Annotated in this window: 13 protein-coding genes; 11 read left to right on the forward strand and 2 right to left on the reverse strand. The window is 54.4% G+C overall.

The window, feature by feature from the left end:
- The first annotated feature begins 46 nt into the window (after nt 1-46).
- The 8 genes from ACR3ZL_RS04800 to rarD all read left to right on the forward strand — a co-directional run bounded on the left by ACR3ZL_RS04800 (nt 47) and on the right by rarD (nt 10622).
- Nucleotides 47-4171, forward strand: coding sequence for a Kelch repeat-containing protein (locus ACR3ZL_RS04800; protein WP_473649026.1), 4125 nt, complete (start codon nt 47-49; stop codon nt 4169-4171).
- Nucleotides 4172-4689: 518 nt separating this feature from the next.
- The gene (locus ACR3ZL_RS04805) at nt 4690-4929 is read left to right on the forward strand and encodes a hypothetical protein (RefSeq protein ID WP_473649025.1); all 240 of its coding nucleotides are present in this window, start codon (nt 4690-4692) and stop codon (nt 4927-4929) included.
- A gap of 19 nt (nt 4930-4948) precedes the next feature.
- Nucleotides 4949-5137, forward strand: a complete 189-nt coding sequence (locus ACR3ZL_RS04810) for a hypothetical protein (protein WP_473649024.1) — start codon at nt 4949-4951, stop codon at nt 5135-5137.
- 285 nt (nt 5138-5422) lie between these two features.
- Nucleotides 5423-6379: an acetyltransferase gene (locus tag ACR3ZL_RS04815; protein WP_473649023.1), complete on the forward strand. Its 957-nt coding sequence runs from the start codon at nt 5423-5425 to the stop codon at nt 6377-6379.
- Nucleotides 6380-6440: 61 nt separating this feature from the next.
- Nucleotides 6441-6713 carry a hypothetical protein gene (locus ACR3ZL_RS04820; RefSeq protein WP_473649022.1) on the forward strand — a complete coding sequence of 91 codons (273 nt, stop codon included), beginning with the start codon at nt 6441-6443 and terminating at the stop codon, nt 6711-6713.
- A gap of 228 nt (nt 6714-6941) precedes the next feature.
- The gene (gene glpQ, locus ACR3ZL_RS04825; RefSeq protein ID WP_473649021.1) at nt 6942-7904 is read left to right on the forward strand and encodes a glycerophosphodiester phosphodiesterase; all 963 of its coding nucleotides are present in this window, start codon (nt 6942-6944) and stop codon (nt 7902-7904) included.
- Nucleotides 7901-9502 (forward strand): glycerol-3-phosphate dehydrogenase/oxidase, encoded by a 1602-nt coding sequence (locus tag ACR3ZL_RS04830; RefSeq protein ID WP_473649020.1) that lies wholly within the window; start codon nt 7901-7903, stop codon nt 9500-9502. Before glpQ ends, ACR3ZL_RS04830 begins: the two co-directional genes overlap by 4 nt.
- Nucleotides 9503-9653: 151 nt before the next feature.
- Nucleotides 9654-10622 (forward strand): EamA family transporter RarD, encoded by a 969-nt coding sequence (rarD, locus tag ACR3ZL_RS04835; protein WP_473649019.1) that lies wholly within the window; start codon nt 9654-9656, stop codon nt 10620-10622.
- A 47-nt stretch (nt 10623-10669) separates the two neighbouring features.
- Here the strand turns inward: rarD and ACR3ZL_RS04840 are convergent, their stop codons facing one another.
- Together ACR3ZL_RS04840 and ACR3ZL_RS04845 are read right to left on the reverse strand one after the other, a co-directional pair.
- On the reverse strand, nt 10670-11083 hold the full coding sequence (locus ACR3ZL_RS04840; protein WP_473649018.1) for a hypothetical protein: 414 nt from the start codon (nt 11081-11083) through the stop codon (nt 10670-10672).
- A gap of 216 nt (nt 11084-11299) precedes the next feature.
- Nucleotides 11300-12526: a DUF1559 family PulG-like putative transporter gene (locus ACR3ZL_RS04845; RefSeq protein WP_473649017.1), complete on the reverse strand. Its 1227-nt coding sequence runs from the start codon at nt 12524-12526 to the stop codon at nt 11300-11302.
- 89 nt (nt 12527-12615) lie between these two features.
- Here ACR3ZL_RS04845 and ACR3ZL_RS04850 point away from each other — a divergent pair, with 89 nt between their 5' ends.
- The 3 genes from ACR3ZL_RS04850 to ACR3ZL_RS04860 are packed head-to-tail and all read left to right on the forward strand — an operon-like array spanning nt 12616 to nt 15736.
- Nucleotides 12616-13851, forward strand: a complete 1236-nt coding sequence (locus tag ACR3ZL_RS04850) for a GspE/PulE family protein (RefSeq protein WP_473649016.1) — start codon at nt 12616-12618, stop codon at nt 13849-13851.
- On the forward strand, nt 13848-14906 hold the full coding sequence (locus ACR3ZL_RS04855; protein ID WP_473649015.1) for a type II secretion system F family protein: 1059 nt from the start codon (nt 13848-13850) through the stop codon (nt 14904-14906). The genes ACR3ZL_RS04850 and ACR3ZL_RS04855 overlap by 4 nt, the downstream gene beginning before the upstream one ends.
- Nucleotides 14903-15736: a hypothetical protein gene (locus ACR3ZL_RS04860; RefSeq protein WP_486173242.1), complete on the forward strand. Its 834-nt coding sequence runs from the start codon at nt 14903-14905 to the stop codon at nt 15734-15736. The genes ACR3ZL_RS04855 and ACR3ZL_RS04860 overlap by 4 nt, the downstream gene beginning before the upstream one ends.
- Nucleotide 15737: the final 1 nt, after the last annotated feature.

A 15737-nucleotide genomic window follows, 5' to 3' on the forward strand; every position in this document is an offset into this window, starting at 1 on the left:
CTTCCCTCCCCTTTCTCTCCCTGACACACTTCACCCCACAGTAGCCATGTCGAAACCACATTTCTTGTTAGCGTTTTGTCTGACGGCCAGCGGCCTGATTTTGGGCACGCCAGCGGTGCAGGCCCAAGCCAATCAGAACGCTGGTGCATCCGATCCATCATCGGTGGTCTTTGCCGAGCGAGATGGCCTTGTTGCCGTTGAAGCTGAGCATTTCGCCGAGCAAACCCAAACGGATGTCCGTGCATTCTATCTAACTCATGCTGGAGAAATCCCCGCTCTGAAGCCCGATGCCGATCCACCTCATGTTGACGGAGCCAGTGGTGGTGCCTATCTCGAAATCCTGCCAGATACACGCCAAACGCATGCTGACAAGTTAATTGGCGGAACGAATTTTTCGAACGTGCCGGGCAAGCTGGCGGTCCTGACCTACAAGGTCAACTTCGAAAACACCGGTCGCTATTATGTATGGGTACGAGCTCATTCAACCGGTCCAGAGGACAACGGATTGCACGTCGGGCTGGATGGCGAATGGCCTGAAAGTGGGCAACGGATGCAATGGTGCCAGGGTAAGAAAACTTGGCGATGGGAAAGCAGGCAGCGAACTGAAAAGCAACATTGCGGCGAACCCTACAAGATTTTCTTGGACATTAACGAACCGGGCCTGCACACGATTCATTTTTCGATGCGTGAAGATGGCTTCGAGTTCGACAAGTGGATCATGACGACCAACCGTGAATTCGCTCGTCCCGAAGATGCTGGGCCTGCATCGCGAGTTCACTCTGGAAAGATGCCAGCCGCTTTTGCAAAGGGATCTACACCCAAGGCGAGTGCGACCGCTTCCAAGTGGGACAACCGCAGGCTAACGATGCCCGCATCCATGTTCGCCGATGGGAAGGTTGAAAATTGCTATCTAGACAAGGGGAAATGGCTTGCAGTCAATCCCGATCAAGCTCGCAGCGGTGCTGCCGAACGCACTTTCCCGTATCCGTCGGGTGTCTACGACGTGACTCTGATCGCCGTTGGTGAGAACGACGGGAAGTCGACCTATACGGTTAGCATTGACGAAGAGGCTGTTGGCTCCCACGAGAGTCCTCTGGCAACCGCGAGCATGGACGATGCATCTAAGTTCCATAAGACTTGGGACAAGATTGAGATTACGGAAGGAGCGATCGTCCGAGTGACCGCGAATGTCGGTAGTGAAGACGGGAAAGAGTTCAGCCGTGCACGCTGGGGCGGGGTCGCGTTTAAGCCGGCCGATGAAGCGACTCAAAAGGCCGCATTGCCTCACTTGAAAGAGGAAGCGAAGGCTGTCGCCAAGGCCCCCGATGCATCACCGCAGTCCAGTCCGACGAAGCCCGTCAGCAGCGAACCGCTGTATCAGCCTCGTCAGAGCGATGGTGACGGATCGGTCACAGTCAACGGCGAACTGAAGGCATGGCACAAGGTCACGTTGGACTTGAATGGTCCATATGCTCACGAGCAAGACAATGCACCCAACCCATTCACGGATTGCCGCATGACGGTGACGTTCCGGCATTCCAGTGGCAAGCAATATGTAGTCCCAGGCTACTTTGCCGCTGATGGCGATGCGGCCAATTCGTCCGCTCAAGAGGGAACCGTGTGGCGTGCCCACTTTGCCCCGGATCAACCGGGCAAGTGGACCTATGACATTTCTTTTCGTAATGGAAAGCTGGCCGCTTTGGATGCGGATGCTGCGTCAGAACCGGTGGCTGGATTCGATGCGAAAACTGGCTCGTTTGAAATTGCCGCAACCGATAAGTCTGGCCGAGATTTGCGGGCTCATGGACGCCTTGAATATGTCGGCAAAAATTATCTTCAGTTTGCCGGGTCCAAAGAGTATTTCTTGAAGGTAGGCGCTGATGCGCCCGAGACGCTGCTCGCTTACGCTGACTTTGATAACACGATTGGCGGCAACCTCAAGAAGGCACCTATCAAGACTTGGTCGGCTCACGAACAAGACTGGAACGATGGCGACCCAACTTGGAAGAATGGTAAGGGTAAGGGGCTGATTGGCGCCGTGAATTACCTGTCAGGTAAAGGCTGCAACGCCTTTTCGTTTTTGACATACAACGCCGGTGGCGACGGTGACAATGTGTGGCCGTTCATTCACCGCGATGACAAGCTGCATTACGACTGTAGTAAGCTTGATCAGTGGGGGACCGTCTTTGATCACGGCACCGCGAGAGGCATGTACTTGCACTTTAAAATGCAAGAAACCGAAAACGATGACCACAAGCGAGGCAACGGTAAGAACGGCGGTCGCGTTAACGAGAGTTTGGATGGAGGCAATCTTGGCGTCCAGCGAAAGCTCTATTGTCGCGAGCTGGTAGCTCGATTCGGTCATAACTTGGCACTCAACTGGAACATCGGCGAAGAGAACACTCAGTCGACTGCCCAAGTCAAAGCGATGATTGATTACATTGCCGAGCTGGATCCTTACAATCACAACATTGTGATTCACACCTTCCCTGGTCAACAGGATGATGTGTATCGACCTTTGCTGGGTGATCAATCCAAGCTGACCGGTGCGTCGCTGCAAAACAGCAGCCTCGAAACCACACATGCCCAAACATTGAAATGGGTGGAAGCTTCGAACGAAGCAGGAAAACCTTGGATCGTGGCTTTCGATGAATCCGGTTCCGCCGGGCACGCCCAGTGTCCTGACCTAGGGTACAACGGTTTCGACGGTCACGATCGCAGCGGAAAGATGGCCTACACCCAGCACAAGGTTCGCAAGCAAACCTTGTGGGGAACCTTGATGGCAGGTGGTGCCGGTTGTGAATACTACTTTGGTTACCAATTCGATCAAAACGATATCGTTTGCGAAGATTGGCGAAGTCGTGACCAGAGTTGGGACTACTGTCGCATCGCGATCGGGTTCTTTCACGACAACCAAATCCCATTTTGGGAAATGAAAAACGCTGACGAATTAGTGGGCAACCCAAAACATGACCCCGGTAAGTTCTGTTTTGCCAAGCAAGATGAAGTGTATCTGGTTTACCTTCCCGAAGGCGGCCAATCGCAACTCGACTTAAGTGGCACCAAGGGCGACTACACTGTGCAGTGGTTCAACCCACGGGTCGGCGGTGACTTGGTAACCGGATCGGTCGCTCGCGTGACAGGTGGCGGATCGATTTCACTTGGTTTGCCACCTGCAGACGCCAGTGAAGATTGGTTGGCAGTGGTCCGCGTTGCGAAGGCTGACGTGGCACAGGAGTGGTTGCGATGGCAACCGGTTGCGACCTCCGGAAAGCCTCACGCACGCCACGAAGCGGGCATGATCGAGTACGACGGCAAGATGTATTTGTTGGGCGGCCGCCGTATTCAACCCGTGGATGTTTTCGATCCACAAACCTTGACGTGGACCCATGCGGCAGCACCACCGGTCGAAGTTCACCATGTGCAGCCGGTGGTTTGGGAAGATCGCATTTGGTTGGCCGGTGCGATGACCGGGCGTTATCCTCACGAGACCGCGTTGGACCGAGTGTTGATCTATGATCCTCGTGAGGACAAGTGGACATGGGGGCCGGAGATTCCTGAAGGCCGTCGTCGTGGCGGAGCGGGGGCGGTCATTTCCGACGGATCCCTGTACTTGGTTTGCGGAATTCAGAACGGCCATTGGGACGGCTGTGTCGCGTGGCTGGATCGATTGGACTTGGCGACGGGGCAGTGGCATTCCTTACCCGATGCACCTCGCGAGCGAGATCACTTTCAAGCCGCTATCATCAACGAAAAACTTTACGCCGCTGGCGGACGTAAAACATCAGGAGCGACCAAGGAGGTTTTTAACCTGACCATCCCGCAGGTCGATGTTTTTGACATGCAGGATCAATCGTGGACAACGCTTGCCGAATCAAGCAACCTGCCCGAACCGAGAGCGGGTTGCTTTGCATTCGAACTTGGCGATGAGCTGCTAATCGCTGGTGGCGAAAGCACAGCGAAGACTGCTCATGAAAAGATTCATGCGTTGAACACCAAAGACAACCAGTGGCGAGAAATGTCCGTGTTCGCCCAAGGTCGTCATGGAACGGGGATCGGTCGTTTCGAGAACTCGTTGTTCACCGCTGGTGGTGCTGGCAGTCGAGGTGGTTCCAAAGAATTGGACTCAACCGAAGTCCTGCATTTGCAGCCTCGAAAGAACGCTAGCTAGTCACCGCCGACGCATTGATTTGTCACGCCGTTCAATCAGCCGATGAACGGCGACCGATGTTAAAGATCTTTTGCATGTCTTCAGGAGTGAAAGCACGCTTGGAGACAATGATCTCGTCAATCACACCAAAGAAACGATAGTCCTCGCCCTGAGCGATTTGGGAAGGCGTGGCCTATCGCCGGTCAGGACCTGGAATCCCTTGCCTCGTTCACCGACGTAACCAGTTGCTTCGCCGGATCGAATTCGCACGCATTTTGCTGAGACGAGTTCAAGGTCCGCTGGCCCCTGACACACCAGTCGGGCTCCGGATGCAAAATCCAATTGCACCATGACCTTGGGTTCGATGTGATACACACCTGGAACGTGAACTACGACAGTGCCGAAAACGTGAACTCCGGATAGCCGATCGAAAGAGTAAAGGGTTTCCGCTGAAATGGATTGAGCTGGGAGATGAGATCTTTTGGAAAAAGCAACGTAGCGATGCGGTTCGTGATGAGGCAAGCAACATCCGTGATACTATGCGTGAAGTGTCGCAATTGCTCAGCCGCGTTTTTCCGGACAAGCCACAATGGGTCACCGAGTGGTCGGTTAGTTGCGGTGACAACGCGATTAGTGTCTTAGCGATGGCGGATACGTATTTAAGTTTGTTGGAATCGGATCACGCGATCATGATCGCCGGACGTTGCCGAGCACATCCGCGCTGTCTGTGCACAAGCCGTAATCCGCGACGGCAAGGTCACCATCTTGGCGATCAATAAGACGCCTCGTCCGATTCCTATGAACGTTTCTCTAGATGGAATCACGAACTCAGCGTTGTGGGATGTTCACGCATTTACGTTATCGAATCTGGATGACTGGCCGATCTTTCCGATGGATCAAAGTGGCTTCCCCGAGGTCGCTATGCAAATTCAAGTCGTTGTGCTTCCGCCACTATCAATTTGTCTCATTGAACAACGCATCCCGTAGCGAAGGATTCACTTGGCCGGCGCACGCATAATGCGTGTATCGGTTGATCTTTCAAGGGACTGCATCGGGTGCATGCATGGTTGTCCGCCCATTCCGTGGCCGAATCACGGCGAGTGGAGGCTTCGGGAATCCGTGTTTTGCAAGGCTTTGGGAGCGAAAGATCGGTTATCGTGCGTCTTTGGCTGCTGCCGAAGGATCATTGACCAGAGCCTGTGCTCCAGCTATTAATTTTGATTTCCGGACTCTTTTCCCTGTCCTGTTTTCTCTTACTGGCTGGTTTCAACCGTGGTTCATTTCGACGTGTTTAATGGCGATGCCGATGGCATTTGTGCTCTTCATCAACTTCGTCTCGCGGAGCCTCGAGAGAGCACATTGGTCACGGGAGTCAAACGGGATATCAACCTATTGAAGCGAGTGTCCGCCAGTTCGGGTGATTCCGTTACGGTGCTGGACGTTTCTTTGGACAAAAATCGGGATGATTTGCAGCGTCTCTTGGGAGACGGGATTCCGGTCGTGTATTTCGATCATCACTACGCGGGCGAGATCCCCGAAACGGATTTGCTCGAGGCCCAAATCGATACTGCGGGAGACGTATGTACCGGTTTGTTGGTTAACCGTTTCCTGGAAGGGCAGTTCTTGCCTTGGGCGGTCACCGCTTTGTTCGGTGACAATTTGCATGACGCGGCCCGTGAAGCTGCTGAACCGCTAGGATTGGACGAGGCTCAGCTTGGCCAGCTTGAAACGCTGGGCACATTGCTGAACTACAACGGATATGGAAGCACGTTAGAAGACCTGTATTTTGCCCCTGATCAACTTTATCGTAGCATCCAGCCTTATGCGGATCCGTTTGAATTCATCGCAACGGATACGACTTTCCAAACATTGCGGGATGGTTTCGAGAGCGATATGAAACGCGCTCAATCGATCAAGCCGGTTTTAGAAACCGAGCAGTGTGCGGCGTTTGTGTTTCCCAATGAATCGTTTTCCCGCCGGGTGAGCGGCGTCTATAGCAATCAACTTGCCCGAGATAATCCCCAACGCGCCCATGCTTTGGCCAGTTTGTTGCCATCGGGTGACTATCTTGTAAGCGTGCGAGCACCGTTGGCAACCAAGAGCGGTGCCGACGAGTTGTGTCGTCAATTCCCAACCGGTGGTGGTCGACAGGCGGCGGCTGGGATCAACCAATTGCCGGGTGACCAGTTGCAAGCGTTTATGGACGCGATGCAGGCTCAATTCGTCTAGCGGGAATGTGTTAGGATGGAGATTCTCTCCACCAGTGTTTCGCTAGTCGGACAATCCGTAGATGAATGAGCTAACACCAGAACAAGCCGACGAGATCAACGAGCTGATCTTTCAAGAAAAGAAGCTCGCTGCCGTCAAGCGTTATCGGGAATGCTGTGGTGGTTCGTTGGCCGAAGCGAAGGCAGCGGTGGAGAAGCTTACCGAAGAGCTGAAGTCATCCTCGCCGGCACGTTTTGAATTGCAGGCTAAATCGGGGTGTGCTGGCTTGCTGGTTTTCTTCGTTGCGACATTGATGACGGGGGTCGCCGCACTGACATCGTTAACCGATATTTAGCAAGCACTGTCTGGGGCCGGGCACGTCGAGATTGACGGTCTGATGGATTGGACAAAGTGTTTTGTCGCAAGTTGTTCGAATGTTAAAAGTGCCAAATAACACGACTCGCATTAGCGATGTGCCAGTTGGAGTTAGTTTTGATCAGCGAAAGTGTAGCGATGTTAAAGCATGAAGTTGATGTGGCATGGAAGTTGAACTGGCATGTAGGTGAACTCGTTGGAAACTGAGATGTCAAAGCAACCGATCGTGATCGCTCACCGAGGAGCCAGTGGTTATGTGCCTGAGCATACCTTGATGGCGAAAGGGATGGCTCACGCGATGGGGGTGGACTTCATTGAACAAGATGTGGTGTCCAGTAAGGACGGGGTTCCAGTGGTCTTGCATGATGTGCACTTGGACACGGTGACCGATGTGGCTAAGAAGTTTTCAAGCCGCAAGCGAGATGATGGACGTTACTACGCAATCGATTTCACGCTAGCTGAATTGAAAACGCTGAACGTTTTTGAGCGATTCGATCGCTTAACGGGGCAAGCCGTTTTCCCGAGCCGATATCCGACCGGGAAAGGTAACTTTCAGATCTCGACCTTAGATGAAGAAATTCAGTTCATTCAGAATTTGAACCGATCAATGGGACGCGAGGCTGGCTTGTATCCCGAAATCAAAAGTCCGGCTTGGCACCGCAAACAAGGCATTGATCTGTCACGTTTGGTAATCGACATGCTGGCTCACAATGGCTACACGGACAAACAAGATCTTTGCTTTGTGCAGTGCTTTGATGCTGGTGAGGTGTTGCGGATCCGAAAAGACTATCAGTACCAGGGACGCTTGGTCCAGTTAATCGGTGGTGGATACGACTCGGCATCGGGAACCAATTACGAGTATTTAAAGACACGCGAGGGGTTGGCTGAACTAGCTGAGATCGTTGATGGAATTGGGCCGTCGTTGGGGGATGTTTTAGGGGTATCGCCCAGTGGTGACCTGACCGCCAGTGAATTGACCGAAACCGCGCACGCGTTCGGATTACAGGTGCACCCATGGACGTTTCGAGCTGACGCATTGCCACCGGGCGTGACGTCGGATGACATGTTTTTTCACGCCTGTTTCCAAACCGCAAACATTGATGGATTGTTCGCGGATCATCCCGATAAGGTCGTCTCTTACTTGCAGCGTCGGGGCTCGAACGACTTATGAACCGAGACGATGCCTTGCGGCGGGCGACCGACAAATCGAAGCCCTTTGACTTAATTGTCATCGGCGGTGGGGCAACGGGTGTTGGTGTCGCCATGGACGCATCGCTTCGTGGCTTGAAGACCCTTCTGCTTGAACAAAGTGATTTCGGGAAGGGCACCTCCAGTCGTAGCACCAAGTTGATTCACGGCGGTGTCCGCTATCTTCAGCAAGGTGACGTGGCGATGGTCCGCGACTCACTTCGGGAACGGTCCAGATTGCAAGCCAATGCACCGCACTTGGTTCATCCTTTGTCCTTCATCGTGCCCTGTCAAACGTTATGTCAGCGTTGTTTGACGCGGGTTGGTTTCTGGTTGTACGACCGATTGGCGGGCCGCAGTCAATTTGCAAAAGCTTTTGGTGCAACCGCGGCAGCGGCACAGCAGATCGTTCCAACGCTACAGCCGGATCGACTTCGCTGGGGTGGCGTGGTCTATCAAGACGGCCAATTTGACGATAGTCGGTTGTTGATTCACATGGTGATGACGGCAGCCGAACAACGAGCTTGTTTGTTGAACTATTGCCGTGTGACTGGGCTGCGAACGGATGGTTCGTCCCAGGTTGTCGACGGAGTCGATTTCACTGATTTGGAAACCGGGCAACGACATTCCGTTTCGGCAAAATGCGTGATCAATGCGACGGGTCCGTTTTGCGATGCAATTCGGCAAATGGACGAGGCGTCTGCCGCACCGATCATCGCACCCAGCCAAGGTGTGCATGTGGTGTTGCCGCGTGAGTTCTTGCCGGGCGACACGGCGGTGATTGTGCCCAAGACGTCTGATGGGCGAGTCCTGTTTTTGATCCCCTGGCATGGGCATGTCTTGGTCGGAACGACGGATACGCCAATCGAATCGGCGACTTTAGAACCGTTGGCTCAAAACGAGGAGATTGAGTTTCTGCTGGCGACCGCGACGGACTATTTGACGAAGGCCCCTACGCGTTCGGATTGTCTGAGCGTGTTCATTGGAATCCGTCCATTGGTTCGACCTGCGTCTGGAGACGACGGTGGGGATACGAAGTCTCTGTCACGCGATCATACGATTTTGGTTTCCAAACAAGGATTGATCACCATTACCGGTGGGAAGTGGACGACGGTTCGCAAGATGGCCGAAGATTGCGTCGATCAAGCTATCGAACTGGCGAGTTGGCAGTCCGATGGTCGATCAACGGTGAACCGTAAAATTCACGGTGCGACGGACGCTCCCGATGCCACGGTTTACGGCACGGATCAGAAATTGATTGATCGGATGGTTGCCGAGACACCCGAACTCGACAGGTTTCTGCATCCCGACTTGCCGATCCGCGCGGCGGAAGTTGTTTGGGCCGTCCGGCAGGAAATGGCTCGGACGGTGGACGATGTGCTGGCGCGTCGCACGCGAGCGGTTTTCCTTAATCGGAGTGCAGCGGAAGAGATGGCACCCGAGGTGGCTCGTTTGATGGCCAACGAACTGAACCGTAGTCCCGAATGGCAAGAGCAGCAGGTGGCTGATTTCTTAGAGGTTGCTCGGCACTTTGATATGCCCAGTCGTTTTGCCGGCGATGATATGAGCGGGCCCGGCTAAGGCCAGAAGCTGGTAGTTGGCGGGAGTTCGAGATTGGTGAACATGTTGGTGGTGGTTGCGCTCTTGATTGATAGTTAGAGTTTGGCGCGTCCTGAGCGGCCAAACCTTCCGATTAATCCTGCCTGTCACCCGCTATTCGTAAGCCTTCACCTTGTCCCGCACAAACGCTTCCCTTGCTAACGCAGCCGCATCCAATGAAGGGGAGACGATCAGTCGGGTTGGTCTATTTTGCGCGGTCGCGGCCCACACAATGTGGGGATTGTTTCCTATCTACTGGCGGCAGATTGAAGGGGCGGACTCGCTTGAATTGGCGTGCCACCGAATCGTTTGGTCCTTCGTGTCACTCGGGATTCTGTTGCCCATCTTGCTGCGTTTGGGATGGTGGGGCGGATGGCGAATCGTATTGCAAAGTTTGCGAGATCGACGCGTATGGATGTTATATGCCGTTGCCGCGGTCATGATCGGGATTAACTGGCTCGCGTTTCTTTGGGCGGTTAACCATGGCCGTGTGCTGGAGGCTTCACTGGGTTATTACATCAACCCGCTTTTTAATGTCCTATTGGGCGTATTGGTGCTTGGTGAACGGTTGCGACCCTTGCAGTGGTGGGCCGTTGGGATCGCGACGATCGGTGTCGGCATCATGGCCGTTGGCAGTGGCGGACTGCCCTGGGTTTCCCTTGCGATGGCGGCATCATTTGCCACCTATGGTTTGGTCAAGAAGAAGGTCCACCTGCCGGTCCTGGTTGGCTTGATGCTCGAGGTGTCCATCCTGTTTGTACCCGCCGCGATCTATCTTGGGGTACGAGTTAACGACGGCGTCAGCGCTCTGCAGTTTGGATCACCGATGGTGACGACGATGTTGTTGATGGCTGGATTGATCACGATCTCGCCGCTTGCGTTATTCGCTGTCGCTGTGAAACGCGTGGATCTGTCGCTGATCGGGATTCTGCAGTACATCGGTCCCACGCTACAGTTCTTGGTGGGAGCGGTTTTGTATAGCGAGCCATTGGCAACCAGTCGCTTAGCCGGCTTTGCATTCGTGTGGGTCGCCCTGATCGTTTTCGTCACAGCGACCTATCGGCCGACCAAACGTTTGAAGTTATCCGGCGCCGCGGCTTGATCGTCGGGCTACCCCCGCCAGCGAACGCTTTCTAATCGGGGAGGCGTTCACCAGTTACGGAAAAAGCGTGGCGCCGAGCGACGGTGACTGGGTGTCGAATGGCGATGGCTGGGTGAGATTTGGTAGTGACCGTGTGTCGGTCTTGAATACTGGGGAACGTTTGACTTGAATTCCAGTTTTTGCTGTTGGGTGTAGCGACCTGGGAAGTGGCTGTCGAACTTATGTTGAGCTTGGAACAGGGGATCGTCGTGCATATCGGGAGCCTTGAAGCTGCCACTGGCATAGGGATCGTACACGTAGCCTGAACCGTAGCCGGCTCCATATCGAGATCCGTAGAGCGGAAGGCCATAGCCGTAACCGGACGAGATGAAACCTTGCGCTGATGCGTTCGATGCATCCGCAGTAATCAGCAAGGCAGCAGCGAATAGGAATGCGGTTACCAGCGACAGACGGCGTGCCATAGGAATCTCCAAGGTTGAAGCGAACGAGTGCCGCGTCCATCGCGACATCTCGAATGCTCAACGCTAGGTCACCGGGCAGGATTCGCTGTCGCCAACTCTCGGTTCATTAAATCGTCTGAGGCGCGATAACAACGTGAGGGGGCCCAATCGATATAACCGGTCCAATGCGATCAGAGTTAATTGATCAGCATGCGAGAGTGGTGTTCCTTTGGCGTCCTAAATGTCTTCGCCGAACAGTTCGCTTTGATTGCGAGTTCCCAAAGCTCCCCAAAGGCCAAACACGCTTGGACTTCCTGGAGCCAAGTCGCCTTGCCCGTTGAGCGTGACGGTGGCCTTTTGGCCTCCACCGCATTCGATCGAATCGGTTATGAACTTGATCGAACCGTCGCCCATCGCGAAATGGGCGCCGCCTTGATGTCGACTGCTGGGCGGAAGGGTGCCGATCGTGTTTTCGTCACCGCCGAAACACAGTTGTGTATTGGATGGAAGAATCGTGTTGAAGCCCGTCATCAATGGGATTGAATCGGCCCAGCGATAGCCGCGCCCCTGCATGTTGCTGGCTGCGGGTTGAGCGGATTGTAGATCCCAGAATTGGGGGCGAGTAATGTCGATCAGGTTTTGGCAGATATGCACGTCGCTGAGCACACCGTCTTCCCATCCGTTGCCAATCGAAGGTTGGGTTCGAGTGTCCCTATCACCGAGGTCGGTCGCGACTTCGCCGAGCATGATTGTGTTGGAAAGCCCGTCAGTCACATCCGCGAACGATGTCACCATTCTGGGAACAAACATTCCTCGCCCGGTCGCTTCCATCTGTGCGGCACCACTAGGAGACCATTTGGAAGCTTGATACTGCCACAACCCTTCATCCAATCCTTCGATCGCATCACCCAGGCATGCGGTGTAATTCGTCCGGCCCAAAGCAGGCAAGCCGACGCCTGGATCGGACGGGCATCGATAGGTCGGGATTTCCGTGATCCACGGTTCGTACGACGATATTGTGGGGGCCGGACCCATGCTGGGGTAGAGAAAATCGGGTTCGGGGCCTTCAAGCATTCCCATCATCTCGTAAGCAAACTCTCCATCTAAACTGTTGACCGGCGATGCACCGAGATGAGCTTGACTGATTTTTTTCCAGAGTGGAGTGGCACCCATGAAAGGAGTGATTGGAACCAAGTAGCTCAAACGGAACTGGTTGGTGGTGTTGGGATCATTCGCATTGCTGAAAGTGCCCGTCCCGTGAGGCGGTAGATGTTCGAAAGCATCGTGGTACTGAGCGACGCCCAAAGCGATCTGCATGAAGTTGTTGCTGCAACTCATCCGACGTGCTGCCTCGCGGGCCGCTTGGACGGCCGGCAACAAGAGGCCAACCAAGATTCCGATGATGCCGACGACTACCAACAACTCCAACAGCGTGAATCCGGTACAATTGCGATGTCGGTTCATGGTGTCCCCGCTTGTCGATTGGAAAGACATCAGTTTAACGGTCCCGTTTGTGTCGCGGGGGTCGTGAAGCGAACTTTTCAGAAAGAGTCATGACAGTCTCCGTCCCACCATCGTCTCGCAGGTCCCCTTCGGATCCGAACTTCGCTATTGAGGTGGTGAAGGAGTGTTTAACGGCGGCTCTGAAATGCGGGGCCAGTGATGTGCACTTTCAACCGAGACGCACGACGTGGGAGATCGCGTTTCGCATTGATGGTGTTTTGCAACAAGTGGACTCGTTTGAACGAAGCGAAGCGAGCGATCCGGTGTCTCGGTTGATGGCATTGGCCGGGCTTCCGTCCTATCGCGGAGGTGTTCCGCAAGAAGGTGCGTTGCGATGGCAAAGTGATGACCACGTCGAACGCGAAATGCGTTTAGGAATTTTTCCTACGGTTCATGGTAACCGGGCCGCGATTCGGATTATGGATAACCGCGATTCGGTTCGTCTCGTCGATCAACTCGGATTCGACCCAACCACACAAGCTCAATTGCAGACCGTATGCGACTCGCGAGATGGCTGGTTGTTGGTTGCCGGGCCGGCCGGAAGTGGCAAGACGACGACCTTGTACGCATGTCTTTCACACATTGCGGCTGGTGCGTTTCGCCGCAGCGTTTTGACCATCGAAGATCCTATCGAGTCCGTCATCGATTCGATCAGCCAAAGTCAATTGAATTCCGGCGGCGGGCTGACCCTGGCGGCTGCGATGCGAGCGGCGGTTCGTCAGGACGCCGAAGTGTTATTGGTTAGCGAGATCCGTGATGTGGAAACGGCCGAAGCGGTGCTGGCGGCTTCGCTGACCGGGCACCTCTGTTTTTCATCTATCCATGCTGGAACAATCGGAGCAACCTTGCGGCGTTTGGTGCAGATGAATTTGCCGACGTTCGCCATCCAAAGCGGTCTGCGTGGAATCCTTTGTCAACGTTTGCTACGGCTAAGTTGTTTGAAATGCGGCGGTCGCGCGAAGCAACTGGATTCCGCGTCCTGTGAAAGTTGCCATGGAACGGGGTACCGAGGTCGGGTGCCGATTTCGCAATTGGTCACCTTTGATGGATCGCCAGCGGGACAAGCGGTTTTTGCAGGCCTGGTTGCGGGGCGGCCAGCCAGTGATCTGGATACGATCTTGACCGATTCCGGGATAGAGTCGTTAAGCGATCAGGCGTCGCGATTGGTCGACGAAGGCAAGACGGATGTGGCTGAAGTGTTCCGTGTACTGGGAAGTACGGATCGGGGGAACGGTAAGCCGGGCAGTGCGAAAGACGAACTTGCGACGTTGGGGCAATCTTTGTGAGTTTGCCGCCTCCTAATCCTCTGCACGGAAATCCGGATGAACGTCCGATTGCGATCGATGATGAGTCGCTAATCCTGTTACTTCAAGAGGTCGCGGCGATGGCATCGTCAGGCCGTTCATTGGTAATGGGTTTGGCTGGACTCGACGATCCAGCCATGGGAAGACTGGGGCGAGCCACCGCTGTGGTGCGATCGCGTATCGCGCAGGGGCAGTCGACTTCGGCGGCGATCGCGAGCTTGTCCAGTCAATACCAGGCTCCCATTCGCATCGCGATGGAAGTGATGTCGAGGACCGGTTCGACAGTCCCGATCTATGAGACCATTCGTTTGATTCGGCAAGGCAGCGAAGACCAGCGTCAATTGCGATTCGCGTCCATCAACCCCATTTTGAATGTGCTGGTGGGGGCAATCGTTTTATTTTTCGTTATGCCTTGGGTGATGGTGTCGGCGTCCGAGGCTGCACCAATCAAGTCCGCGTTTGCGCCGACGACGACGGAGTTTTTTCAAACCTTTGCATTGAACTTCACCGGTGCCGCAATTGCCGTTGTGTTGGTGGCTGGATTGTTCGCAGCGGCTTTGTATTGGGGACTTAGCCGAGTGACCGGTGTGAACGATGTGCCGCGAGCGAACGCAGTCTTTTGCCGCTGGTTGGCGTTGCAAATTCGTTCTGAGTTGAACGCTGATGCCGGCCTCGCGATCCAGACCGCGGCTGAAGTCACGGGTGAAGCGTTTGCACAATCTTGGGAGCCGGTGGTGCAAAGTATCCGCAGTGGTTCACAAACTCCGGCCGCGTTGGCGATGCCAGCATCGACTCCACCACCACTGCAACAGTGCGTGGTGGACCTAGTAACGGGCAGTCGTGATCGCCAGTCCATTTCGTCGGACCTCAATCGGCTTGGGGATCTGTATGTGCAAAGGTCACAGTTTCGCCGGGCGTGGTGGGTGGACGGATTGCCGAGATGGATCGGTGGAGTTGTTGTCGTGAGCATCATCTTTTTATTGTTGCAAACGATCATCGCACCACTTCTAGAAGTTGTCGGCGAGGTGGCGCGATGAATTATGAAGATCCCGTTTTGGATTCGCCGTCGATTCGATCCGGTTACCAAAGTATCGCGGAAGTGGCGGAAATCGAAACTTGGCAAGGGGTCCGCAGCGAAATTCGCCGACGGCTTACCGGAACAATTACGATCGGTTTTTTGTATCTGATGGCGTCGCTTGCCGTCGGTGTTTTTTTGATTCGAAAGGTAACCGAGGTGGGGCGGGATTCCGTTGTCTTGGATTCCTGGGAAGCGAGTGAACTGCATGTGGACTGGATGTCTCAGATCGCCTGGGGGTACGTCATTCTGGCAATCGTTGCGGTGATTTTTTACGGATTGTTGGTGTTATTGATTCAGGGGAAACTACCGCCGTTTTTAAGCCGAATTATGGGGCTGGTCCCCGCGATCGGTGCGACAGCGCAGATGGTATCTGTCGGTGATTTTTGCCAGTCGATGTACCAGTCGGTCGCTCATTCGCGAACGTATGCAGACGCATTTTCGGTGGCGTCTCGCGAAACGGGGGATACCAGCTTGCGATCTTGGTCGGCGGATTCGGCCTTGCGAGTCGCAGGTGGACAGTCGCTCGCAAGCGTGCTGTTGTCGTCTCCGGTGCATGCAGCTCCGCTAGCCGCAATGGCTGCATTTTCACAAAGCGACCTCACTAAGGAGGAAACGATTGGATTGTGGCATCGCGCGGCAGCGGAATGTCACCTGCAGTCGCAATCCAGGCTTGCCCGAGCAACGCAAATTGTTTCGGTGTCGTGTTTGTTGGTATCAGTCGCGTTGGCAGCTTTGGCAATGTTGGTCGGAACAATGTTCATGTTGACGATGCTGAAAGGCTTGACTTAAC

The organism is Rhodopirellula sp. J20-39 (genome assembly GCF_057365095.1).